At 63.9% G+C, this 24,201-nt stretch carries 18 protein-coding genes; 11 read left to right on the plus strand and 7 right to left on the minus strand.

Going from position 1 to position 24,201, the window contains the following annotated elements; all coding sequences use genetic code 11:
- Positions 1-4 precede the first annotated feature (4 nt).
- Complete coding sequence (locus tag V4R08_RS09970) at positions 5-916, plus strand: LysR family transcriptional regulator (protein ID WP_335579212.1); 912 nt, start codon at positions 5-7, stop codon at positions 914-916.
- A 3-nt stretch (positions 917-919) separates the two neighbouring features.
- Here V4R08_RS09970 and V4R08_RS09975 read toward each other — a convergent pair whose 3' ends face one another.
- The 4 genes from V4R08_RS09975 to hrpB form a co-directional block, all read right to left on the minus strand.
- Positions 920-2,419 carry a phosphomannomutase/phosphoglucomutase gene (locus V4R08_RS09975; protein ID WP_335579213.1) on the minus strand — a complete coding sequence of 500 codons (1,500 nt, stop codon included), beginning with the start codon at positions 2,417-2,419 and terminating at the stop codon, positions 920-922.
- A 167-nt stretch (positions 2,420-2,586) separates the two neighbouring features.
- A complete protein-coding gene (locus V4R08_RS09980; protein ID WP_335579214.1) occupies positions 2,587-3,114 on the minus strand; it encodes a TIGR02281 family clan AA aspartic protease in 528 nt (175 codons plus the stop codon).
- 156 nt (positions 3,115-3,270) lie between these two features.
- On the minus strand, positions 3,271-3,981 hold the full coding sequence (locus V4R08_RS09985) for an MgtC/SapB family protein (RefSeq protein WP_335579215.1): 711 nt from the start codon (positions 3,979-3,981) through the stop codon (positions 3,271-3,273).
- A gap of 87 nt (positions 3,982-4,068) precedes the next feature.
- Positions 4,069-6,558, minus strand: a complete 2,490-nt coding sequence (gene hrpB, locus V4R08_RS09990) for an ATP-dependent helicase HrpB (protein WP_335579216.1) — start codon at positions 6,556-6,558, stop codon at positions 4,069-4,071.
- A 189-nt stretch (positions 6,559-6,747) separates the two neighbouring features.
- Between hrpB and V4R08_RS09995 the strand changes: the two genes are divergently transcribed.
- The 7 genes from V4R08_RS09995 to rocF all read left to right on the plus strand — a co-directional run bounded on the left by V4R08_RS09995 (position 6,748) and on the right by rocF (position 17,004).
- Entirely contained in the window at positions 6,748-7,794 is a 1,047-nt protein-coding gene (locus V4R08_RS09995) for an acyltransferase family protein (RefSeq protein WP_335579217.1), read from the plus strand.
- Between the two features lie 170 nt (positions 7,795-7,964).
- Positions 7,965-11,048 (plus strand): DNA polymerase I, encoded by a 3,084-nt coding sequence (gene polA / locus V4R08_RS10000; protein ID WP_442935646.1) that lies wholly within the window; start codon positions 7,965-7,967, stop codon positions 11,046-11,048.
- A gap of 256 nt (positions 11,049-11,304) precedes the next feature.
- Entirely contained in the window at positions 11,305-11,868 is a 564-nt protein-coding gene (gene pyrE / locus V4R08_RS10005) for an orotate phosphoribosyltransferase (RefSeq protein ID WP_335579218.1), read from the plus strand.
- A 185-nt stretch (positions 11,869-12,053) separates the two neighbouring features.
- On the plus strand, positions 12,054-13,028 hold the full coding sequence (gene ku / locus V4R08_RS10010; protein WP_335579219.1) for a non-homologous end joining protein Ku: 975 nt from the start codon (positions 12,054-12,056) through the stop codon (positions 13,026-13,028).
- Positions 13,029-13,040: 12 nt separating this feature from the next.
- On the plus strand, positions 13,041-13,229 hold the full coding sequence (locus V4R08_RS10015) for a hypothetical protein (RefSeq protein ID WP_335579220.1): 189 nt from the start codon (positions 13,041-13,043) through the stop codon (positions 13,227-13,229).
- A 65-nt stretch (positions 13,230-13,294) separates the two neighbouring features.
- Entirely contained in the window at positions 13,295-16,030 is a 2,736-nt protein-coding gene (ligD, locus tag V4R08_RS10020) for a DNA ligase D (protein ID WP_335579221.1), read from the plus strand.
- Positions 16,027-17,004 (plus strand): arginase, encoded by a 978-nt coding sequence (gene rocF / locus V4R08_RS10025; RefSeq protein ID WP_335579222.1) that lies wholly within the window; start codon positions 16,027-16,029, stop codon positions 17,002-17,004. The genes ligD and rocF overlap by 4 nt, the downstream gene beginning before the upstream one ends.
- Before the next feature lie 22 nt (positions 17,005-17,026).
- On the opposite strand, the gene bla is transcribed toward rocF, so the two are convergent.
- The 3 genes from bla to V4R08_RS10040 form a co-directional block, all read right to left on the minus strand.
- The gene (bla, locus tag V4R08_RS10030; protein ID WP_335579223.1) at positions 17,027-17,920 is read right to left on the minus strand and encodes a class A beta-lactamase; all 894 of its coding nucleotides are present in this window, start codon (positions 17,918-17,920) and stop codon (positions 17,027-17,029) included.
- Positions 17,921-18,075: 155 nt separating this feature from the next.
- On the minus strand, positions 18,076-19,692 hold the full coding sequence (locus V4R08_RS10035; protein WP_335579224.1) for a phosphoenolpyruvate carboxykinase: 1,617 nt from the start codon (positions 19,690-19,692) through the stop codon (positions 18,076-18,078).
- 174 nt (positions 19,693-19,866) lie between these two features.
- Entirely contained in the window at positions 19,867-20,610 is a 744-nt protein-coding gene (locus tag V4R08_RS10040; protein WP_335579225.1) for a HugZ family pyridoxamine 5'-phosphate oxidase, read from the minus strand.
- A gap of 214 nt (positions 20,611-20,824) precedes the next feature.
- Here V4R08_RS10040 and V4R08_RS10045 point away from each other — a divergent pair, with 214 nt between their 5' ends.
- The 3 genes from V4R08_RS10045 to V4R08_RS10055 all read left to right on the plus strand — a co-directional run bounded on the left by V4R08_RS10045 (position 20,825) and on the right by V4R08_RS10055 (position 24,086).
- On the plus strand, positions 20,825-21,526 hold the full coding sequence (locus V4R08_RS10045; protein ID WP_335579226.1) for a response regulator transcription factor: 702 nt from the start codon (positions 20,825-20,827) through the stop codon (positions 21,524-21,526).
- Positions 21,527-21,747: 221 nt separating this feature from the next.
- Positions 21,748-23,583 (plus strand): sensor histidine kinase, encoded by a 1,836-nt coding sequence (locus V4R08_RS10050; protein WP_335579227.1) that lies wholly within the window; start codon positions 21,748-21,750, stop codon positions 23,581-23,583.
- A complete protein-coding gene (locus V4R08_RS10055) occupies positions 23,580-24,086 on the plus strand; it encodes an HPr kinase/phosphorylase (protein ID WP_335579228.1) in 507 nt (168 codons plus the stop codon). Before V4R08_RS10050 ends, V4R08_RS10055 begins: the two co-directional genes overlap by 4 nt.
- The last annotated feature ends 115 nt before the right edge of the window (positions 24,087-24,201 follow it).

Consider the following 24,201-nt stretch of genomic DNA (forward strand, 5'->3'; position numbering starts at 1 on the left):
CGGCATGACCCTGGAGCAGCTTCGCATCTTCGTTGCTGTCGCGGAGCGGGAGCATATGACACGCGCCGCCGATGCGCTCAACCTCACGCAATCGGCAACGAGCGCAGCGATCGCCGCGCTCGAAGCGCGCTATGCGATTCGGCTGTTCGATCGCGTGGGGCGCAGCATCAAGCTGACCCATGTTGGAAAACAGTTCGTGGTCGAAGCCCGTGCCGTGCTCGCCCGCAGTGCCGCTGCGGAATCCGTGCTGGCGGATTTCGCAGGACTGAAACGGGGATCGTTGTCGCTCGCGGCAAGCCAGACGGTGGGGAATTACTGGTTGCCGCCGTTGATCCACCGCTTTCATTCGCTATATCCCGGCATCGCGCTTGACCTGACGATCGGCAACACCGATCAGGTCGCAGCACGGGTTCGCGACGGTATGGCCGATCTCGGATTCGTCGAAGGACAGATCGACGATCCGGTGCTCTTCGTCAAACTGATCGCAGAGGACGAGCTCGTGCTGGCGGTCGGCGCAAAGCATCCCTGGGCCTCCTTGCGCACCGTGAAACCCGCCCAGATGAAAGGTGCAGCGTGGATCGCCCGCGAAAAGGGATCGGGCACGCGCCAGATTTTCGAGACAGTGCTGGCTGGCTTCGGGCTGACACGCAGCGACATCAACATCGCGCTCGAACTGCCGTCCAACGAATCCGTTCGTTCAGCGGTGGCCGCAGGCGCGGGTGCCACCATCCTGTCGAAACTGGTCGCTGCCAACCTGCTGACATCGCACACGCTGACCGCGCTGAAGATCGCGCTGCCGTCGCGCCGCTTCTTCTTGCTGCGTCACAAGGAACGCCATGTGACGCAGGCCGAGCGTGAGCTGGAAAAGATGATCGCCGAAAACAGCAGCAAGCCGCAGTCGCGAAGCCGGACGTAACCCTCAGATCTTCTGATTGTATTCGCCGACCTCGGGATGGGTACGCAGCACGCTGTCCATCGCCTCGAACATGTCGCGCATCCGCTGCTCAGAAACCGGGCTTTCGACCACTACCACGAGCTCGGGCTTGTTGGATGACGCCCGCACCAGCCCCCAGCTTCCGTCTTCCGCCGTCACCCGGACGCCGTTGACGGTGACGAGATCGCGGATCGGCTGGCCCGCCACTTTGTCGCCGTTTGTTTTGGCCGCCTCGAAATGCTTCACAACGCTGTCGACGATGCCGTATTTGGCTTCGTCGGCGCAATGCGGCGACATGGTCGGCGACGACCAGGTTTTGGGCAAGGCGTTCTTCAGATCGGCCAGCGATTTGCCGGCTGCGCGATCGAGCATCTCGCACACGGCGATCGCCGAGACCAGGCCGTCGTCGTAACCGCGGCCCATCGGCGCGTTAAAGAAGAAATGGCCGGATTTCTCGAAACCGGCCAGCGCGCCGAGTTCGTTGGTGCGCCGCTTCATGTAGGAGTGGCCGGTTTTCCAGTAAGTCGTGCTGGCGCCCTGCTGCTGCAACACCGGATCGGTGACAAACAGGCCGGTCGACTTCACATCGACCACGAAGTGCGCATCCTTGTGGATCGCCGACATGTCGCGCGCCAGCATCACGCCGACCTTGTCGGCGAAAATTTCCTCGCCGGTATTGTCGACCACGCCGCAGCGGTCGCCGTCGCCGTCGAAGCCGAGGCCGACATCGGCCTTGTGTTCGAGCACCGCGTCGCGGATCGCGTGCAGCATCTTCATGTCTTCGGGATTCGGATTGTACTTCGGGAAGGTGTAATCGGGTTCGGTATCGAGCGGGATCACCTCGCAGCCGATCGCCTCCATCACCGCAGGCGCGAAGGCGCCGGCGGTGCCGTTGCCACATGCCACGACCGCTCTGAGCTTGCGCCTCAGCTTCGGACGCCTGGTCAGGTCGGCAATATAGCGCGCCGGAAAATTCTCGTGGAACTGATAGGAGCCGCCGGTTGTGTTGGTAAAGGCGGCGTCGAGCACGATCTCCTTCAGCCGCGTCATCTCGTCGGGCCCAAAGGTCAGCGGCCGGTTGGCCCCCATCTTGACGCCGGTCCAGCCGTTGTCGTTATGCGACGCCGTCACCATGGCGACGCAGGGGACGTCGAGTTCGAACTGCGCAAAATACGCCATCGGCGTCATGCACAGTCCGATATCGTGGACCTTGCAGCCGGACGCCAGCAGGCCGGAGATCAGCGCGTATTTGATGGACGACGAATAGCTGCGGAAATCATGACCGGTCACGATGTCCTTGTTCTGGCCGAGTTCGGCAATCAGCGTCCCGAGCCCCATGCCCAGCGCCTGAATGCCCATCAGGTTGATTTCCTTTTCGAACAGCCAGCGCGCGTCATATTCGCGAAAGCCGGTCGCCTTCACCATCGGCTCGGATTCATAGGCATAGGTGTTCGGCGCCAGAACGGGTTTCGGCTTCGGAAACATGCAGATGGCCTCGTTAGGGGAAGGGCATGAATACACGGAAAGTGCAGCCCTGGCGAATGCCATGGCTGCTGGAAATGCGGGGAGCCGGTCAGTGAACGGCAATTGCGGCATAATTCACAACGGCACCCGCGCGCGTCGCCGCAACCTCGGTCAACGGCGACGCCGGACTATTGTTCCAGCACCATCCGCCCGTTCGCGAATTCGAAGCGTTTGAGTTTGGATAAAAACGACAGGCCAAGCAGGTTTTCAGACAGCGCCTCGTCAGGCAACACCATGGCATCGACATCGCGCACGATGAGGCCGCCGACGTCGACCATGGCGAGCCGGGTGCGCGCCGCCTTGATCTTGCCGTTGGCCGTGGTCACCTGCGTGGTGTAGTCGTTTTGCGAGGGCCGCACGCCGATCCGCGCCGCCGAGGTTTCGTTGAGCGCGATCACCGACGCACCGGTATCGACCATGAAGCCGATGCGCTGGCCGTCGATCCGGCCTTCGGTCTGGAAGTGGCCGCGGCCGTCGCGTGCGATGCTGACGCTGCGGTGACCCGCCTGGGTGTTATCCTGAATCGCTTCGAATGCCGTCTGCTGCGCGGGTGTCGTCGCCCGTGCCGCTGCTGTTGCGGTCATCTTGTCGGCCAGTTGCGCCATATAGGTTCCGGAACCGATCAGAAGCGCGGCAAAAATCATCAGATTACGCATGGCGCATACTCACTGACACACGACGACGACGACTGCGATCTCACGACGGTCGCCAGCCGGCCACGGCGGCGGTGAGGTTCGTTATTTGGGAAAACGATGAGCGAAGCGTTAACGCGGGCGTCTTTGGCGCGGGGCAGTGAGGCAATCGAGACGATTCTAGCGGCCGTTTTCGGTGGTCAGGGCGAACACCTTGATCTCATAGTGCTGCCGAATCAGCGTCAGCAGATCGGCCGGCGGTGTCGATCGCTCGGCACGCCGCCACGATATATCGAATGAGCAATCGATCGACCCGTCATCGCGCCGCTCGGCCTCCGCGAAGCGCGCGCGATAGCCGAGTCCGCCGGTCAGGCGCGGCAGTTCGATCATCGCACGCATCTCCTTGTCGGCCGTCACGGTCAATCTGGCGCGGTGCTCGCGGGGAATCGCGCGGTCCACCCATTGCAACGCCCACAGGGTGATGACGGCCAGTGCAGTCGCCACCAGGCCGAGCACCACTTGACCGCCGCCCAGACAGAGGCCGATCACCGTCATCAGCCACAACGTCGCAGCGGTGGTGATCCCGGTGATGAGATCGCCTTTCTTGACGATGGTCCCGGCGCCGATGAAGCCGACGCCGGTGAGGATGCCGAGTGGCAAACGCAAGACGTCCATCACAGCGAACGACTCCGGCGTCTTGCCACTGGCTGCCAGAAGGATGTTGGTCTGGATCATGGCGACCGCGGCGGCGAGCCCAACCAGAATGGTGGTGCGAAATCCCGCCGCGTGCCCCCGCGCGCCCCGATCGAAACCGACGATGCCGCCGGCGACCATCGTCAAGGCGAGACGGATCGCGATGTCGGACCAGGTCGGTTGCAACGGCATGTCCATGGGAGAGGCCTCGGAGCGAGACCGGTGTTAACGCTGCGAGGCCGGTACGGGTTCCGGCGAAAACAGGCGGCGAGACGTCAACGCTCCTCAGGTCCCGCGCGGCTTGACCCGTCGCGTCGGCGGCGCGTTCGCCGGATCGTCCGGCCAGGGATGCCGGGGATAGCGCCCACGCAGATCGGAGCGAACGGCGGCATAGCTGCCGCGCCAGAAGCCCGGCAGGTCGCGCGTCACCTGAACCGGGCGATGCGCCGGCGACAGCAATTCCAGAACCAGCGGCACCTTGCCTTTCGCGATCGACGGATGCGCCGTCAGGCCGAACAGCTCCTGCAATCGCACAGCGATGGTTGGCCCCTGCTCCGCTGCATAATCGATCGCCAGCATCGTGCCGGTCGGCGCCTCGACATGCGTCGGCGCTTCGCGCTCCAGCCGCGCCCGCAAATTCCACGGCAACAGCGCCATCAGCGCGTCCGACAGATCGCCGGCGGAAAAATCCTTCAGCGATGTTGTATCCGATAGCGCAGGCACCAGCCAGGTTTCGATTTCCGCCGCCAGTCCTGTGTCGGACAGGTCGGGCCACTCCTCACCCTCCGCCGCGCGCAGGAACATCACGCGGTCGCGCCACTGCTTCAGCGATTTCGACCACGGCAGGCGATCCAGTCCCGCATCCGTCAATCCTTCCGCGAGGATGCGCGCCGTCACAATCGAGGGAACGACCGCCAGCGGCGCCTCGGAGAGCGTGATCGCATGAAGCCGCTTCCGGCGCCGTGCCCGCAACGCCATCGCCACGCGGTCGAACACGACCTCGTCGTCGGTCTCGATCTGGTCGACGAAGCGCAACTCGATGTCGGCTTGCGCGATCGGCGCAGCCAGCAGAATGCGGCCGTTGGCGGCCGTGCCGGTCAGTTCGGCGACGGCGATATAGGGCACCCGCGCCAGCGCGGAAGCCGGATCGACCGCCGCACCGCGGCCGTTGGCAAGCACGAACGATCCGGTGCCGCGGTTGCGCGCCACGCGATCGGGAAACGCGAAGGCCAGCATCACGCCGGTGGAAGGAATGGCTTCTCCCTGCCCCCTCTGGTGGGGAGGGGTAAGAGGGGCCGCCACCTGCGACGCCCATCGCTCCGCGAGCTGCCTTGCGCCGGCTCCACGCGGCGAGCGGTCACGGCGGAAACCGTCGAGCCGCGCATCGAGATCGACGCTGTCGCCGCCGAGGCCGCGCTCGGTCAATACCGCCGCGATATCGGCGGCCTCGCGGCCCGCGCCGAGTCGATGTGAATCCACGATCATGCGCGCGAGCCGTGGCGGCAACGCCAGCGCGCGCAGGCTCTTACCCTCGTCGGTGATGCGGCCGTCGGCATCGAGCGCGCCGAGTTCGCGCAGCAGGGCGCGGGCCTCGTTCAGCGCCGGCGCGGGCGGGGAATCGAGAAAGGTCAACTCCGCCGGATCGCCGACGCCCCATTGCGCCAGATCGAGCACCAGCGTCGAGAGATCCGCGCTGAGAATTTCAGGCTGCGTGTAGGCGGCCAGCGAGGCGGTTTGCGGCTCGTCCCACAGCCGATAGCAGACGCCGGGCTCGGTGCGGCCGGCGCGGCCGCGACGCTGGTCCACTGCGGCGCGCGAGGCGCGGATCGTCTCAAGCCGCGTCAGCCCTATATCAGGCTCGTAGCGCGGCACCCGCGCCATGCCGGAATCCACCACGATGCGGACACCCTCGATGGTCAGCGAGGTCTCCGCGATGGAGGTCGCCAGCACCACCTTGCGATGGTCTTTCGGGGCCGACGCGATGGCGCGATCCTGCGTACCGGGGTCGAGCGCGCCGAACAGCGGCACGATCTCGATGCTCGCATCATGCACGCGCTCGCCGAGAAAATTCTGGGTGCGACGGATTTCGGCCGCGCCCGGCAGAAACGCCAGCACCGACCCGGCTTCAGTGCGCAGCGCCATAGCAATCGCGTCAGCCATCTGCCGCTCCGGCGGCGCATCCACCTTGCGGCCGAGATAGCGCGTCTCGATCGGGAAGGCGCGGCCTTCGCTTTCGATCACCGGCGCGTCGCCGAGACGCTTTGCTATCCGCGCGCCATCGATGGTCGCGGACATCACGAGGATGCGCAAATCCTCACGTAGGCCGGTCTGCACGTCACGCGCGAGCGCAAGCCCCAAATCGGCGTCGAGCGAGCGTTCGTGAAACTCGTCGAACAGCACCGCCGCGACGCCGGTCAGTTCGGGGTCGTCGAGAATCTGCCGCGCAAAGATTCCTTCGGTGACGACCTCGATGCGGGTTGCGCGCGAGACTCTTGATCCGAAGCGCACGCGATAGCCCACGGTCTCGCCGGCGCGCTCGCCCAGCGTCTTCGCCATCCGCTCCGCACTGGCGCGCGCCGCGATCCGGCGCGGCTCCAGCACGATGATCTTCTTGCCGGCGATCCAGGACGCATCGAGCAGCGCCAGCGGCACCCGCGTCGTCTTGCCGGCGCCGGGCGGCGCCACCAGCACCGCCGTATTATGCGCGGCGAGCGTGCGCGCGAGTTCGTCGAGCACGGCGTCGATCGGAAGCGGTGTGGCAAACGTTTTCGTCAAAGAATAATCCCGCTCGCGGCATGGTTAACGGGGGTGCCGGGCTGCCTCTTAGCGCACGGCCAGCACCCGGGCAAAGCGATACCTCCGCCCGATCATATCCCCTAAACACGGCACATTATTTGATTGGGGAAAGGAGAATGAAACCGATCCTCCTGTAAACGCGCCCAATCGCGCCGAAAAGAGACACCCATGACCGGAAACGGCACAGCCGCACTGAAGAACGAACGGGTCGACTGGGTCGACTACGCCAAGGGCATCTGCATCATCATGGTTGTGATGATGCATTCGGTGCAGGGTGTCGAAAAGGCCGTCGGGCAGGACGGCTTCATGCATCTGGTGGTCGAATTCGCAAAACCGTTCCGGATGCCGGACTTCTTCCTGATTTCCGGCCTGTTCCTGCCGCTCGTCATCGATCGCGGCTGGCGCACCTATCTTGACCGCAAGGTCGTGCATTTCGCCTACTTTTACCTGTTGTGGACCGCGATCCAGTTCGGCTTCAAGGCACCCCACTTTGCCGCCGAGGTGGGCTGGCCGGGCGTCATCCATCTCTATCTGATGTCGTTCATCGATCCGTTCGGCACGCTGTGGTTCATCTATCTGCTGCCGGTGTTCTTCGTGGTTATCAAGGCCACGCGCCGGATCTCGCCGTGGGTGATCTGGGGCGTTGCCGCAGTACTCGAGATGGCGCATATCTCCACCGGCTGGACCGCGATCGACGAATTCGCCGCGCGCTTCGTCTACATCTATTCCGGCTACCTGTTCGCAAGTTATGTGTTCGCGCTGTCGAACCGCGCCCGCGCCTATCCGGCACTGGCGCTGGCGGCGCTGGCGCTGTGGGCGGTCACCAATGCCGGCCTCGTCTATACCGGCGCTAGCGAATGGCCCATCGTCTCGCTCGCGCTGGGTCTGGCAGGCGCCTGCGCCATCATCACCATCGGCACGCTGCTGGCCAAAATGCACTGGCTGGACGCCGTGCGCTATTGCGGCGAGCATTCCATCGTCATCTATCTCGCCTTCTTCCTGCCCATGGCCGCCTCGCGCACGATTCTGCTGAAAGCGGGCTTCATCCACGATATCGGCCTGGTGTCGCTGATCGTCACCATCGTCGGCGTGATCGGCGCGGTGCTGATCTGGTGGGCCTGCCGCAACACGCGGGCGAATTTCCTGTTCGAGCGTCCAGACGCCTTCTGGATCGCGCCTAAGAAACGCGCGGCCGCGATTCAGGCCGCCGAGTAACGCAACACGGTCGCCGCGCCAAAAGGCGTCATCCCGCGAAAGCGGGCAGCCAGTCATCGCCTGGTCAAGCCGGGCGATGACTCAAAGCGCATGGCGATATGCCCTGCAATACCGATCGCAATCCTTCTCGGAGGCTGTCTTTCGGCGCAAAAATCCTTAAGTTGCGGGCCATGCCCAAGAAGCCCACCCCTGCCACCACGCCCGTACCCACCACCCCCGCCGTGGAAGCTGTGACCGTAGAGTCCGCTGCCGCAACCAGATCAGACATGCAGGGCAAGCACATCTTTCTGGTCGACGGCTCCTCCTACATCTTCCGCGCCTATCACGCGCTGCCGCCGCTGAACCGTAAATCCGACGGTTTGCAGGTCAACGCGGTGCTCGGCTTCTGCAACATGCTGTGGAAGCTGTTGCGCGACATGCCGAAGGGCGACAAGCCGACCCATCTCGCGATCATCTTCGACAAGTCCGAGGTGACGTTCCGCAACAAGCTCTATCCCGACTACAAGGCGCATCGGCCGCCCGCGCCCGACGACCTGATTCCGCAATTCGCGCTGATTCGCGAGGCTGTGAAGGCGTTCGATCTGCCCTGCATCGAGCAGGGCGGGTTCGAGGCCGACGACCTGATCGCCACCTATGTGCGGCAGGCGTGCGCGCGCGGCGCGACCGCGACCATCGTATCCTCGGATAAGGATCTGATGCAGCTCGTCACCGACTGCGTCACCATGTTCGACACCATGAAGGACCGCCGCCTCGGCATCCCCGAGGTGATCGAGAAATTCGGCGTGCCGCCCGAAAAGGTCGTCGAGGTGCAGGCGCTGGCCGGCGACAGCGTCGACAACGTGCCGGGCGTGCCGGGCATCGGCGTCAAGACCGCGGCGCAGCTCATCACCGAATACGGCGACCTCGAAACGCTGCTGGCGCGCGCCGGCGAGATCAAGCAGCCGAAGCGGCGCGAAACGCTGATCGAGAACGCGGGGAAGGCGCGCATTTCGCGGCAACTTGTGCTGCTCGACGATAAGGTCGCGCTCAACGTGCCGCTGGACGACCTCGCCGTGCAGGAGCCCGACGCCCGCAAGCTGATCGCCTTCCTGAAGGCCATGGAGTTCACCACGCTGACGAAGCGAGTCGCCGACTATTCCGAGGTCAACGCGACCGAGATCGAGCCGGACAGGAAAAACGCCAGCGGCGCTGCTCTTTCTGCTCCCTCCCCCCTTATGGGGGAGGGCCGGGGTGGGGGGGCCACAGGCGACCTCTTCGGCTCACCCCCCTCCCTACCCCTCCCCCACAAGGGAGGAGGGAACGTCCTACCTGCCGGGCGAAGCCAAGCTCCGGCAGATGCTCCACCCCGAACACCGCAAATCCTCGCCGCGACCCGCCTTGAGGCGGTACGCGCGCTGCCGGTTCAGCGAGACAAATACGAAACCATCGGCACGCTCGAACGACTGCAGGACTGGATAGCCCGCATCGAGAGCCATGACAGCTTCGTCGTCGAAGCGCTGGCGCCGACAATAGACCCTATGCAGGCGGAATTGTCGGGCCTCGCGCTGGCGCTCGCGCCGAACGACGCGTGCTACGTCCCGTTCAACCACAAGCAGGCCGGCGACAGCGCCGGTCTGTTCGCCGCCGGCCTTGCGCCCGATCAGATCGCGATTCGCGATGCGCTCGATCTGCTAAATCCGCTCCTCGAATCCGGCGGCCACCTGAAGATCGGCTTCAACGTCAAGTTCACCGCGGTGCTGCTCGCGCAACACGGCATCGTCATGCAGAACCACGACGACGTCGAGCTGATGTCCTACGCGCTCGATGCCGGGCGTGGCTCCCACGATCTCGAATCGCTGGCGCAGCGCTGGCTCGGCCACACGGCCTTGAGCTATGGCGAACTGATCGGCAGCGGCAGGAACAGGCTCACCTTCGATCAGGTGACGATCGATCGCGCCACGGCTTACGCGGCGGAGTACGCCGACCTGACCTTGCGGCTGTGGCAAGCGTTGAAACCCCGGCTGGTCGCCGAGCGCATGAATGCGGTCTACGAGACGTTGGAACGGCCGATGATTGCGACGCTGGCGCGGATGGAGCGGCGCGGCATCACCATCGACCGCCAGGCGCTGTCGCGGCTGTCGGGTGAATTCGCGCAGTCCGCGACGCGGCTGGAAGCCGAAATCCAGGAGCTTGCCGGCGAGCCGATCAATGTCGGCAGCCCGAAGCAGATCGGCGAGATCATGTTCGGCAAGATGGGGTTGCCGGGCGGCAGCAAGACCAAGACCGGCGCATGGTCCACCTCGGCGCAAATCCTCGACGACCTCGCCGAGCAGGGTCATGACTTCCCGCGCAAGATCCTCGACTGGCGGCAGGTTTCAAAACTGAAATCGACCTATACCGACGCGCTGCCGGAATACGTCAATCCGCAGACCAGCCGTGTACACACGACCTATGCGCTCGCCGCCACCACCACCGGGCGGCTGTCGTCGAACGAGCCGAACCTGCAGAACATTCCGGTACGCAATGAAGAGGGCCGCAAAATCCGCCGCGCCTTCATCGCAACGCTGGGCCATAAGCTGGTCTCCGCCGACTACTCCCAAATCGAACTGCGACTGCTTGCCGAGATCGCCGACATCCCCGTGCTGAAACAGGCATTCCGCGACGGGCTCGACATCCACGCCATGACGGCGTCGGAAATGTTCGGCGTGCCGGTCCAGGGAATGCCGGGCGAAATCCGTCGCCGCGCCAAGGCCATCAACTTCGGCATCATCTACGGCATTTCGGCGTTCGGCCTCGCTAACCAACTCGGCATCCCGCGCGAGGAAGCCGGCGCCTACATCAAGAAATATTTCGAGCGCTTTCCCGGCATCCGCGCCTACATGGACGCGACCCGGGACTTCTGCCGCGAGCACGGTTATGTCGAAACGCTGTTCGGCCGCAAATGCCACTACCCGGACATCAAGTCGCCGAACCCGTCGCACCGCGCCTTTAACGAGCGCGCCGCGATCAATGCGCGTTTGCAGGGCACCGCCGCCGACATCATCCGCCGCGCCATGGTGCGGATGGACGATGCGCTCGCGACGAAAAAGCTGTCGGCGCGGATGCTGCTGCAGGTCCACGACGAACTGATCTTTGAAGTGCCTGACGACGAGGTGGCCGCGACGCTGCCGGTGGTGCAGCATGTGATGCAGGACGCGCCGTTCCCGGCGGTGTTGCTGTCGGTGCCGTTGCAGGTCGACGCCCGCGCCGCCGACAACTGGGACGAGGCGCATTGATCTTTTGTCGTCATGCCCGCGAAAGCGGGCATCCAGTATTCCGAAACGTCAATCGGTGATCGCAGACTTGGGCGTATACTGGATTGTCCGCCGGAGCCTGTCATCGGGCCGGCAAAGCCGGACCCGCTGGCGGACGATGACGGCTTCATACGAGACCTACCTTCATAGTTGCACTGTTGACGGTCCCACATGGTACTGGAATCCAGCCGGCTCGCCCGATAGATTGCGCGGCGGTTCACCAGAGAGACTAGCGCCAGTGCCGACGTCCGCTTCCCGCGCCCGCCTTGCCGAGATCATTCGCACGCGCTCGTTCGGGCGCGGCGAAATCACCCTGGCCTCGGGCCGCAGGAGCGATTTCTACTTCAACCTGAAGCCGACCATGCTCGATCCCGAGGGCGCAGCGCTGCTCGCCGAACTGAGCTTCGAGGCGCTCAAGGACGACAGGCTCGACTACATCGGCGGCCTTGAGATGGGCGCGGTGCCGCTCGCCGGCGCCATCGCGCAGTTGTCGTGGCTGAAAAATCAACCGATCGCCGCATTCTTCGTGCGCAAGAAGCCGAAGGAGCATGGCGCGCGGCTGGCGGTGGAAGGCCTCACCAAGACCGAAAGCCTCAGGGGCAAGCGCGTCGTCATCGTGGAAGACGTCACCACCACCGGCGGCTCGGCGATCAAGGCCGTGGACTCCGTACGCGAGGCCGGCGGCGAGATCGTGCTGGTCTTCACCATGGTGGATCGCGAGGAAGGCGCGGCGGAAACCTTCGCACAGGCCGGGGTGCCGTTCCGCGCGCTGTATAAGGCGAGCGAATTCCTAAAACCCTAATCGCCTGCGGCCGCGCAGCAGATGTCGGTTTCAAAAAACACCACAAGCTCGCCAAGAACACAACCGGAACACCTCGGGCCTGCGACGCTGACGCCCCGCGTTTACCACGTTCCCGACTCGGAACGTTTCGCCGCTCGTGATATTGATCTTATTCTGCCGTCCCCGGCCAGTATGGAGTTTGTCCCATGGCCCCGCGTGCGAACTGGAAAGGCTTTCTGCGCCTTTCGCTCGTGACCTGTCCGGTCGCCCTGTTTCCGGCGACCTCGGAGTCGGAGAAGGTCAGCTTCAACCAGATCAATCGCAAGACCGGACATCGCATCAAGTATCAGAAAGTCGATGCCGAAACCGGCGAGGATGTCGATAATGACGACATCGTCAAGGGCTACAAGATCGATACCGATACCTATCTCGAGGTGACCAAGGACGAACTCGACAACGTCGCGATTGATTCTACCCATACCATCGAGATCGACCGGTTCGTGCCGCGCGCCGAGATCGACGATCTTTATATCGTGCGGCCGTATTATCTGGTGCCGGACGGCAAGGTCGGCCACGACGCTTATGCTGTGATCCGCGACACTATCAAGGCCACCGGCAAAACCGCGCTGGCGCGAGTGGTGTTGACCAATCGTGAGCATGTCATTGCGCTGGAGGCACGGGACAACGGGCTGGTCGGTCTGCTTCTGCGCTACGCTTACGAAGTTCGCGAGGCATCGGACTATTTCGACGCCATCAAGGACGTGAAGATCACTAAGGACATGCTCGATCTCGCCAGGCATATCGTCGAGCAGAAGTCCGGCCATTTCGAGCCGACCGCTTTCGAGGATCACTATGAGGCGGCGCTGCTCGACCTGATCGAGCAGAAGAAGGCGGGGCATCCGATCGCGAAAGCCAAGGTCAGGACCGAAGGCAACGTCATCAACCTGATGGACGCCTTGCGGCAGAGCCTGAAGGGCGGCAAGGCAGGGCCGGCCGCGGCTGTTCCGGCGAAGGGCAAGAAGTCCAGGAAGCGCGTCGAAGGGCAGCGCGAGATGCTGTTTCCGATCGAGGGCAAGAAGACCGCCGCGAAGGAGACTAAGCGGGAGCCTGCCAAGCGACCGGCCAAAACTGCGAAGACACCGGCTGCGAAGGCATCGACTGCGAAACGCAAGACCGGTTAGCCGGCCGCGCCGATGCGCAAGCTGATCGCCTTCGACGACGAAACCATGGCCGCGCTGACGCAACTCGGCCGCGACCGCATGGCGACGATTCAGGAGCTGGCCGACGAGGCTTTTGCCGACCTTTTGGGGAAGCACGGCGTCCCGATCGACTTGAAGGACGCGTTGCGCAAGAGTGCCGGCGCCAAACGAAAAAAATCGTGAATTCGGGGCACTTGCGCGCCCTTGTGGGCGTTGCACATCGTCTGATCCAATTTGGAACCAACGCCGTGCCCTCCCGCAAGCTCAGCACCTACCGCAACAAGCGCGACTTCTCCAAAACCGCCGAGCCGAGCGGCAAGGCGCGCATCGCGACCTCGAAGCAGCGGCGCTTCGTGATCCAGATGCACGATGCCACAAGGCTGCATTACGACTTCCGCCTCGAATATGACGGGGTGTTCAAGTCATGGGCGGTGACGCGCGGCCCGTCGCTCGATCCAACCGAGAAGCGGCTGGCGGTGGAGGTCGAAGATCACCCGCTCGACTACGGTGACTTCGAGGGCACGATCCCGAAGGGTCAGTATGGCGGCGGCACCGTGGAAATCTGGGACCGCGGCTACTGGTATGCCGAGGACCCGGCGAAGGGTCTCGCCAAGGGCGACCTCAAATTCGCGCTGATGGGTGAGAAGCTCAAAGGCGAGTGGGTGCTGGTGCGCATGAAGCACGACCGCAGCGGCGGCAAGCGCACCAACTGGCTGCTGATCAAGCACCGCGACGATTATGCCGAGCCCGGCAGCGGCGAGGACGTGCTGAAGCACGATCGCTCGGTCGCCTCGGGGCGCAGGCTCAACCAGATCGCGGAGGGCAAGGGCAAGGCGCCGAAGCCTTTCATGATGACCAGGCGGATCGCGGGCTCTGACGCGGTGTGGGATTCGAACAAAGGCGTTGCCGCCGAAGAACGCGCCCGCGGCGCGAAACGACCGGTGGCAAAGACGAGCGCCAAGCCGGCTTCGACCCGAGAGCGGGCACCGAAGCGTAAAGCTTCCAAGACTCATGGCCACAAGGCCCACGCAATCAAAGGCGCCATGCCGGATTTCGTCGGCTTTCAACTCTGCGAAGCCTCCGCAACTCCGCCCTCGGCCGAGGGCTGGGTGCATGAGATCAAGTTCGACGGCTACCGCATTCAGACGCGGATCGAGAACAGCAATGTGACGCTCAAGACGCGCAAGGGCCTCGACTGGACCGAAAAATTCCCGATCATCGCAAAAGCTGCCGCCAAACTGGCCGACGCCATCATCGACGGCGAGATCGTCGCGCTCAGCGGCAAGGGCGATCCGGATTTTTCGGCTATGCAGGCCGCGCTGTCTGAGGGCAACACTGGTGAACTGGTGTTCTTTGCATTCGACCTGCTGTTCGCCGAGGGTGAGGATCTGCGCCCGCTGTCGCTGCTCACGCGCAAGGAACGGCTTCGCAAATTGCTTGGACGTTCTGCAAAATCAGCTTGCGCTCCAGTCCGATACGTCGAGCATTTCGACGTGAGCGGCGAACAGATGTTCGCATCGGCCCGCGACGCCGGCCTCGAAGGCATCATCTCGAAACAGGCGGATGCGCCCTATCGCGCCGGCCGCGGTGGAAGCTGGCTCAAAATCAAAAGCCGCCCCGGCCATGAGGTGGTGATCGGCGGCTGGAAAACCACGGACGGGAAATTCCGCTCACTGATGGCCGGCGTCTACAACGGCGACCACCTTGTCTATACCGGCATCGTCGGCACCGGCTACGGCCGCGACACCGTCAAGCGCATCATGCCGGCGTTGAAGGCCGCCGCCTCATCGAAAAGCCCGTTCTCCGGCAAGAACGCGCCGCCGGGCGGTCGCGAGGTGCATTGGCTGAAGCCTGAACTCGTCGCCGAGATCGAATTCGCCGGCTGGACCGACGGCGGCCTGGTCCGACAGGCCGCCTTCAAGGGATTGCGCGCGGACAAGCCGGCCCGCGAGATCAAGGCGGAGACGCCGGCCCGTGCGGCGGTCCCAAAGCTCGACGCTAAAAGGCTTGACGCGAGAGCCGCAGCCGCAGCGCGCACCGATACGACGACATCGCGCCAGCCGCGCGCACCTGCGGCGCGGGATCGCTCGACGGTCATGGGCGTTGCGATCTCGCACCCGGACAAGGCGCTGTGGCCGGATGCCGGCGACAAGCAGCCAGTCACCAAGCGCGACCTCGCCCTCTACATGGAAACGACCGGCGGCTGGATGATCGGCCACATCCGCGGGCGGCCGTGTTCAATCGTGCGCGCTCCCAACGGCATCGGCGGCGAGACCTTCTTCCAGCGTCACGCCATGCCGGGCCTGTCCGATCTCGTCACCGAAGTGAAGGTGTCCGGCGACCGCAAGCCTTATCTGCAGATCGACCGCGTCGAAGGCCTGATCGCCGTGGCGCAAATCGGCGGGCTCGAACTGCATCCGTGGAATTGCGCGCCCGATCAGTATGAGGTGCCGGGACGGCTGGTGTTCGACCTCGATCCCGCGCCGGAGGTCGCATTCCCGGATGTGATCGCGGCGGCCAAGGAGATGAAGCAACGCCTCGAGGCGCTCGGGCTTGAAACCTTCTGCAAGACCACCGGCGGCAAGGGCCTGCACGTGGTCACGCCGCTTGCAATCACGCAGAAGAACAGGTTGAACTGGAAGCAGGCCAAAATGTTCGCGCAGGCCGTCTGCGAACAAATGGCAACCGACGCACCCGACAAATATCTCATCACCATGTCGAAGCAGCAGCGCGAGGGCAAAATCTTTCTCGATTATCTTCGCAACGACACCAAATCGACCGCGGTCGCGCCGCTATCGCCGCGCGCGCGCTCCGGCGCCACCGTGTCGATGCCGCTGAACTGGTCGCAGGTGAAAGCCGGCCTCGATCCGAAGCGGTTCACGCTCCGCACCGCGCCGGACCTCCTGAAAAAGAGCAAGGCCTGGTCGGGCTATGACGAAGCCGCGCGGCCGCTGCAGACGGCGATCGGAAAGCTCGTCCGATGACCGACACAACCGGCGGCCGGGTCGGAAGCGTTGCGCTGCTCGGCGTTCCCATCGACATGGGCGCGGCGCAACGCGGCACCTTGATGGGACCGGCGGCGCTGCGCACAGCGGGCATCAAGCCGGTGCTGGAAAGCCTGGGCATCGACGTGTCGGATCACGGCGATATTTCCATCGCTCACGCCGCGCCGGCGACCGATCGGATACCCGCGAACGCCAACCACTACCGCGACATTCAGGCATGGACCCGCACGCTCAGCCCGCGCGCTTATGATCTGGCGAAGTCCGGCGCCATACCGATCTTTCTCGGCGGCGACCACAGCCTGTCGATGGGTTCGATCAACGGCGTCGCGCGCTATTGGCATGAACAGGGACGCGAATTGTTCGTGCTCTGGCTCGACGCCCACGCCGACTACAACACGCCGCTGACGACGATGACCGCGAACATGCACGGAATGTCTGCTGCTTTTGTGTGCGGCGAGCCCGGACTCGACGATCTGCTCGGCGAGGAGCCACGCGCTTCGATCACGTCAGCGCATCTCGACCTGTTCGGCGTCCATTCGATCGACCCGCTCGAGAAGAAACTGGTGCATGACCGGCGGATCGCCATTGCCGACATGCGCGCGATCGACGAGTTCGGCGTAGCGGTACTGATGCACAGCGTCATCGAGCGGGTCAAAGCGCGCAACGGCGTGCTGCATCTCAGCTTCGACCTCGATATGCTGGATCCCGGCATCGCACCCGGTGTCGGCACCACCGTTCCCGGCGGCGCGACCTATCGCGAGGCGCATCTCATCATGGAACTGCTGTACGATTCCGGACTGGTCCATTCGGCCGATATCGTCGAACTCAATCCGTTTCTCGACGAGCGCGGGCGGACCGCGCGGGTCGCGGTCGAATTGATCGCGAGCCTGTTCGGACAGCAGATCACCGACCGTCCAACCCCCAGCAATACGCTGATGCCGAGCAGTAGCTGAAAGCGGCGCGCGGTCGCGAAAATCATGCGAGTGCGGTCGTGACCGCACGCCCCACGGCCGCCATGACGGCGTTTTGCCGGTCCGCCGAGACCGCGGCGCCGGTGAGATAGGCCGTTACAATCATCGGCGCCCGGTCCGGCGGCCAGACCACAGCGACGTCGTTCGCCGTTCCCCGCTCGCCCGTTCCGGTCTTGTCGCCGGCACGCCAGCCGGCCGGCAATCCGGCGCGCAGGCGTTTGCTGCCGGTCGTGTTGGCGGCGAGCCAGGCCACGAGTTGCGCGCGCGATTTCGTCGACAGCACATCGCCCACCACCAGCGCGCGCAGGTCGGAGGCCATCGCGTTCGGCGTGGTGGTGTCGCGCGGATCGCCCGGCGCCGCCTCGTTGAGTGCGGTCTCGATGCGGTCGAGGCGCGTCACGTCGTCGCCCAGCTTGCGCACGAAGGCGGTCAGACCCTGCGGGCCGCCGAGGCTGGCGAGCAGCAGATTTCCCGCGGTGTTGTCGCTGAGCGTAATGGCGGCCTTGCAGAGTTCAGCAACGGTGATGCCAACCGGGCCGACACGCTCGTGCGTCTCCGGCGAGTGCGCCACGAGATCGGCTTCGCTGAAATAAATCCGCCGCGCGAGACTTTCCTTGCCGGCATCGACTCCGTGAAGAACGGCGCCCGACGCCAGCACCTTGAAGGTGCTGCACATCGGAAATCGCTCATCCATCCGATGGCCGACGCACTGACCGGTGCCGGTATCGAGCAGCGCGACACCCAGCCGTCCGCCGCTTTCGGTCTCCAGCCGCTTCAATTCGTCGACAAACCTCTGCTGCAATACCGCAGCCGCCCGAGCCCGACCGGCGCGGCCCATGACGACAAGCCCGACCAGCCCCGCACCCGCCGCGCGCAACAATCGCCGTCTGCCGATCATTTTTGAACCACCCTCATGTTCGGCTGCGCCGACGCTGTCTACGATGCAGCGTCAAAACATCCATTGCTCAAGACCCGGCATCAACAGGAAGACTCGGGATAAAAAAGGGCGGCCGATCGAGCCGCGCTTTGATTTCACGAAATTGATACACGGGCCTACTCCGCTGCCACCCTCACCTCGGGCGCCGCCGCCTTGACCTCGGCATCGACGTCATTCTCGAATCTGGCGAAGTTGTTCTGAAACATGCCGACCAGGGCGCGCGCGGTCTTGTCGAAATCGGCCTTGTCGGCCCAGGTCTTGATCGGATCGAGGATATGCGGCTCGACGCCGGGCACCGATGTCGGCACCGCGAACCCGAAATACCTGTCGGTGCGGAATTGGACCTCGCGCAGGGAGCCGTCGAGCGCCGCGCCAAGCAGTGCGCGCGTGACCTTGATCGGCATGCGACGTCCGGTGCCGTATTTGCCGCCGGTCCAGCCGGTGTTGACCAGCCAGCAATCGACGTTGTGCTTCGCGATCAGCTCGCGCAGCATGTTGCCGTAAACGCTGGGATCGCGCGGCAGGAACGGCGAGCCGAAGCAGGCGGAGAATTCCGGCTGCGGCTCGTTGCCGAGGCCGCGCTCGGTTCCCGCCACCTTCGCGGTATAACCGGAGAGAAAATGATACATCGCCTGCGCCGGCGTCAGCCTGGCGATCGGCGGCAGCACGCCGAAGGCGTCGGCGGCCAGCATGACCAGATTTTTCGGCTGACCGGCGCGGCCAGTCGGCGATGCGTTTGGAATGAATTCGAGCGGATAGGCCGAACGGGTGTTCTCGGTCTTCGAGCCGTCATCGAAATCGGGCACGCGGGTGGATTCGTCGTGCACGACATTTTCAAGCACCGCGCCGAAGCGTTTCGAGGCCGCATAAATCTCGGGCTCGGCCTCTTCCGACAGCTTGATGCATTTGGCGTAGCAGCCACCCTCGAAATTGAAGATGCCATCCTTGCTCCAGCCATGCTCGTCGTCGCCGATCAGCGTGCGTTTGGGATCGGCGGACAGCGTGGTTTTCCCCGTTCCCGAGAGGCCGAAGAAGATCGCGCTGTCGCCGTCGGGACCGACATTGGCCGAGCAGTGCATCGGCAGCACGCCGTTGTCGGGCAGATAGTAATTCAGCGTGGTGAAGATGCTCTTCTTCATCTCCCCGGCATAATGAGAGCCGCCGATCAGAATGATCTTGCGGACGAAATCGATAGCCACGACATTCTCCGAGCGGACGCCGTGCCGTTCGGGATCGGCGCGGAAGCTCGGCAGGTCGATGACGGTCAGTTCGGGAACGAAACCCGCGAGCTCCGATGTGTCCGGCCGGCGCAGCAGCGTGCGGATGAATAGCGAGTGCCAGGCCAACTCGGTGAACACCCGCGTCCTGATACGGAATGTCGGGTCAGCGCCGCCATAGAGATCCTGTGCGAACAGCGTCATGCCTTCAGCGTGTTCGAGAAAGTCGGCATACAGCGCGGCGAATTGCTCCGGCGTGATCGACTGGTTGCCAGCCCACCATACGCCTTGATCGGTGGTCGCGTCGCGGACCGTGAATTTGTCCTTCGGGCTGCGGCCGGTGAACACGCCGGTATCGGCGCAGAGTGCGCCGTCCGCGTTCACCATCGTTTCGCCTTCGCGCAGCGCGTACTCGTAGAGTTGCGGCGCGCCCAAGTTCCAGTATACGGCCTTGAGATTCTTCAAGCCGAACTTGTCGGCGCCGAAGGCGCCGTTACAAACGCCCGTCTCAGGCACGGAAAACTCCTCCTCAAACCCGCGCATCACCGGGCGCGATCACAGCCGATCGCACCTCGGCCGCAATGATTTCATCATAGCCATCCGGCCCCGGGCCGGCGACCCGATATTGATGAACGCCGGACCTGCCAAGCCGATCCCGGATAACCCGGTTTATTCCAGGGCGAATCCAGGTCAGTGCCGGGTCGCAGCGCGAGCCTTTTCCGCCAGTTCCTTCAAAACAACGCGAAGCTCGGCCGGAGTGACAATCCGCCGCGGAAAATCCAGCCGCAGCGCATCATGCTTTTCGGCACTCATGTCCAGGCCATCAGGATCGCAGCCGGTGCAGCACCAGTCGGCGGCCTCCGCGCCGAGCAATCGCGTCGCATAAAGATTCAAGGAGTCGCGATGATCGGCGTTCATGTGATCGACCGCACTCTGCTCGGCCTCGAGCAATGCCTCCGCGCCCTCAAGGCTGGTCAGAATCTTTTCCGGCTTGAGATCGACGATCCGCCCGAAGCCGGCCACCAGATGAACACCTGTCGGCCGAATCCGGAAGAACGAAAAATCCTTGAAATCCGCAAAGGATTCCGCCGACGGATGAGCGTTCAGATAACGCCGGCGCAGGGTTGCCCTGAGTTCCCCGTCCGCTTCCTCGGCTGTTCCCGCGACCATGATCCGCGAGCCTTCCAGCGGGTCGCCCTCGACGCGCTCGTCCAGCATCAGCGACACCCTGGTATCGGCGATCACATTTTTGGTATGCACCGCAAGGCGCGAGATGAGAAGAATTGGTGAGCCATCGTAATGGCTTGCGACATTGACGAGTGAGCAATAAGGATCGCCGCCGCCGGTCATCAGGGTTGCCAGCGCGCCCTGCCGACTCCGGCGCAGCAGCGATCGGGCAAGGTTGGCGGCTGTGAAATTGGCGGTCGGCTGCATGGCTTAATTCCTCAATTTATTTGAAAAAACCACTCTCTCAGGCTAAATAGATATCCGAAGAGGCATGGAGCGGACGGCGCCCTTCGCGCGTTTCCGGGAACTCGGTCACACTTCAGCCCAGCTTGCATTGCTCGTTGACTGCGTTCTTAAAGCCACTCCAACGGCAGACGGTCGAATTGTTCGCCTCTCGCCATCCGCTTCGGAAAGCAGGCATATGCCCACAATCGCTTTGGTCGATGACGACCGCAACATTCTCACATCGGTCTCGATCGCGCTCGAAGCCGAAGGCTATCGCATCATGACCTACACCGATGGTGCGTCGGCGCTCGACGGCTTCCGCACCAGCCAGCCCGATCTCGCGATCCTCGACATCAAGATGCCGCGCATGGACGGAATGGAGACGCTGCGACGGCTGCGTCAGAAATCCGACTTGCCCGTTATTTTCCTTACCTCCAAAGACGAAGAGATCGATGAACTGTTCGGTCTCAAGATGGGTGCCGACGACTTCATCCGCAAGCCGTTCTCGCAGCGGTTGCTGGTGGAACGCGTCAAGGCGGTGTTGCGCCGCGCTTCCCCGAAAGACCCGGCAGCAGCGCCCAAGGAGAGCGACGCCAAGGCGCTCGACCGCGGCCTTTTGCGCATGGACCCGGAGCGTCACACCTGCACCTGGAAGAACGAGCCCGTCACCCTGACCGTCACGGAATTTTTGATCCTGCAGGCGCTGGCGACACGTCCCGGCGTTGTCAAGAGCCGCAACGCGCTGATGGATGCCGCCTATGACGATCAGGTCTATGTCGACGACCGCACCATCGACAGCCACATCAAGCGGCTGCGCAAGAAGTTCAAGGTCGTCGACGACGACTTCGAGATGATCGAAACTCTCTACGGCGTGGGTTACCGCTTCAAGGAAACCTGATAAACTGTCATTTTCGGGGCGCGCCGCCCGCGAGCCGAATTCATCGTCAATGAGCATGGATTCCCCGACGTGCGGTTGTACATCCGAGGCCTGCGCCACCGACGTGAACATGAAACGTTCGTCGCCCAGGGTGCATCTTCAGCGACAAGCGCGGAGGCGTTTGTGCGGGGACGACGATGATAGTGAGTTGGGTGAGACCAACAACCGGGTAGTTCCAGTCATTGCTTGATCGAACGCAGCCTGATCTCAATCCGGATACCGAGGACACCTCGCAGGTCCTCGCGCCGGAAACCCTTGCCGATCCGGAAACTTCTGCCGATCATGTCGAGTTGACACCGCTCTGGCAGCGGCCGCTGGGCTGGTTGCGCCGCGTCGGACAGTTTTTTTTCACACTCAGCTTTTCAAGTCTGACCCGCCGCATCGTGTCGCTGAATCTGGCGGGCCTGATCGCGCTGGTCGCCAGCATTCTGTATCTCTCGCAATTTCGCGCCGGCCTGATCGATGCGCGCGCGCAAAGCCTGCTGGTGCAGGGCGAGATCATCGCAAGCGCCATTGCCGCTTCGGCGACGGTGGAGACCAACACCATCACCATCGACCCCGATCGCCTGCTCGATCTCAAGCCAGGCGAGAGCTTCGGCGCGCCGGACGAATTTTCCGGGCTGGATTTCCCGATCAACCCCGAGCGCGTCGCTCCCGTACTCCGGCGGCTGATCTCTCCGACCAATACCCGCGCGCGCATCTACGATCGCGACGGCGTGCTGACCCTCGACAGCCGCAGCCTTTTTCGTCGCGGCGATGTCATCCGTTTCGAACTGCCGCCACCGACCGACGTCAAGCCCGGCTTCCTGGAGCGCACCACGATCGCGATCCGCACCTGGCTCAATCGCGGCGATCTCCCGCTTTACCGCGAACTCGGTCCCGAGAACGGTAACGGCTACCAGGAGGTCGCGCAGTCGCTCAAGGGAGAGAAGTCCAGCATGGTGCGCATCAACGACCGCGGCGAAATCATCGTCTCGGTCGCCGTTCCGGTGGAGCGTCCTCGCGCCACCATTTTCGGCGCGCTGATGCTGTCCACGCAGGGCGACGACATCGACCAGATGGTCATGGCGGAACGGCTGGCGATCCTGAAAGTGTTCGGCGTCGCCGTTGTCGTCATGATCGTGCTGTCGCTGCTGCTGGCCAGCACCATCGCCGGGCCGGTGCGGCGGCTCGCCGACAGCGCGGAGCGTGTTCGCCGCCGCATCAAGACGCGCATCGAGATCCCCGACTTTACCCGCCGCCGCGATGAAATCGGCCACCTGTCCGGCGCGCTGCGCGACATGACCGACGCCCTCTACAACCGCATCGAGGCGATCGAGACTTTCGCGGCCGACGTCTCCCATGAGTTGAAAAACCCTCTCACCTCGCTGCGCTCCGCGGTGGAGACCCTGCCGCTTGCGAAGACCGATACCAGCCGCGCCCGCCTGCTCGAGGTGATCGAGCACGACGTCCGCCGGCTCGATCGCCTGATCTCCGACATATCCGACGCAAGCCGTCTCGACGCCGAATTGCAGCGCCAGGACGAAGCCCAGATCGATATCCGGCGTCTGCTGACCACGCTGACCTCGGTCGCGAACGAAACCAAGCTCGGCCACGACATCGGCGTCGACGTGCGCTTCGAGGGCAATCGGGCCGATACCTTCTCGGTGCCGGGGCATGACTCGCGGCTCGGCCAGGTGATCTCCAATCTCCTGACCAATGCGCAATCGTTCTCGAAATCCGGCGGCCGTGTGCGCATCGTGTGCCGGCGCCTGAAATCCGAAATCGAGATCGTGGTGGACGACGACGGCCCCGGCATTCGGCCCGACGCGCTGGAGCGCGTGTTCGAGCGCTTCTACACTGACCGGCCGCACCAGGGTTTTGGCCAGAACTCCGGCCTCGGCCTGTCGATCTCCAAGCAGATCATCGAAGCGCACCGCGGACGCATCTGGGCCGAAAACCGCCCCGGCCCGACCGACGCCCAGGGCGACACCCGGATCGCAGGTGCGCGCTTCGTGGTCCGGCTTCCCGCGCCATGACCGCATCGTCCGCTCCGACGATCCACGGCTCCGCGGTGCTGGTGGGAGACCGCGCCGTTCTGATCCGCGGGCCCTCCGGCGCCGGCAAGTCGCGTCTCGCCTTCGATCTCATCCTGGCCGGCCGCAGCGGCCAGATTCCCGCGGCGACGCTGGTCGGCGATGACCGCCTTTACCTGGAGCCGGTGCGCGACCGGCTCCTCGTCAGGCCGCCGCCTGAACTTGAGGGATTGATGGAAATCCGCGGGCTCGGCATTCGCCGATGCGCTTTTGTCGCGGAGGCGCCGGTCGGCCTCGTGATCGATCTCGACGCGCCCGATGGAGAGCGCCTGCCCCCGCCAAAAGCGCTGCGGACCACCATTTTGGAGATCGAACTGGCCCGAATCCCGGTCGCAGCCGGTTTTTCGCCACTTCCGATGGCCATCGCCGCGCTGACGACCGCTCCGGGTTGCAGCGGCACACGCTCCGCCACCAATTGCCGGGAGGAATCTGGTAACCATATATAGCCCACTATTGCCACGGAGTAGATCATCGCGACTTTCGGAGCGGGCCCGCTTTTCAGGGAATAAAGCCACCGCTCCCCCTTGCGTGAGGGCTCCGGATGGTCAAAGTGGCCCTTTC

This window comes from Nitrobacter sp. NHB1, from assembly GCF_036964665.1.
Lineage (GTDB): Bacteria > Pseudomonadota > Alphaproteobacteria > Rhizobiales > Xanthobacteraceae > Nitrobacter.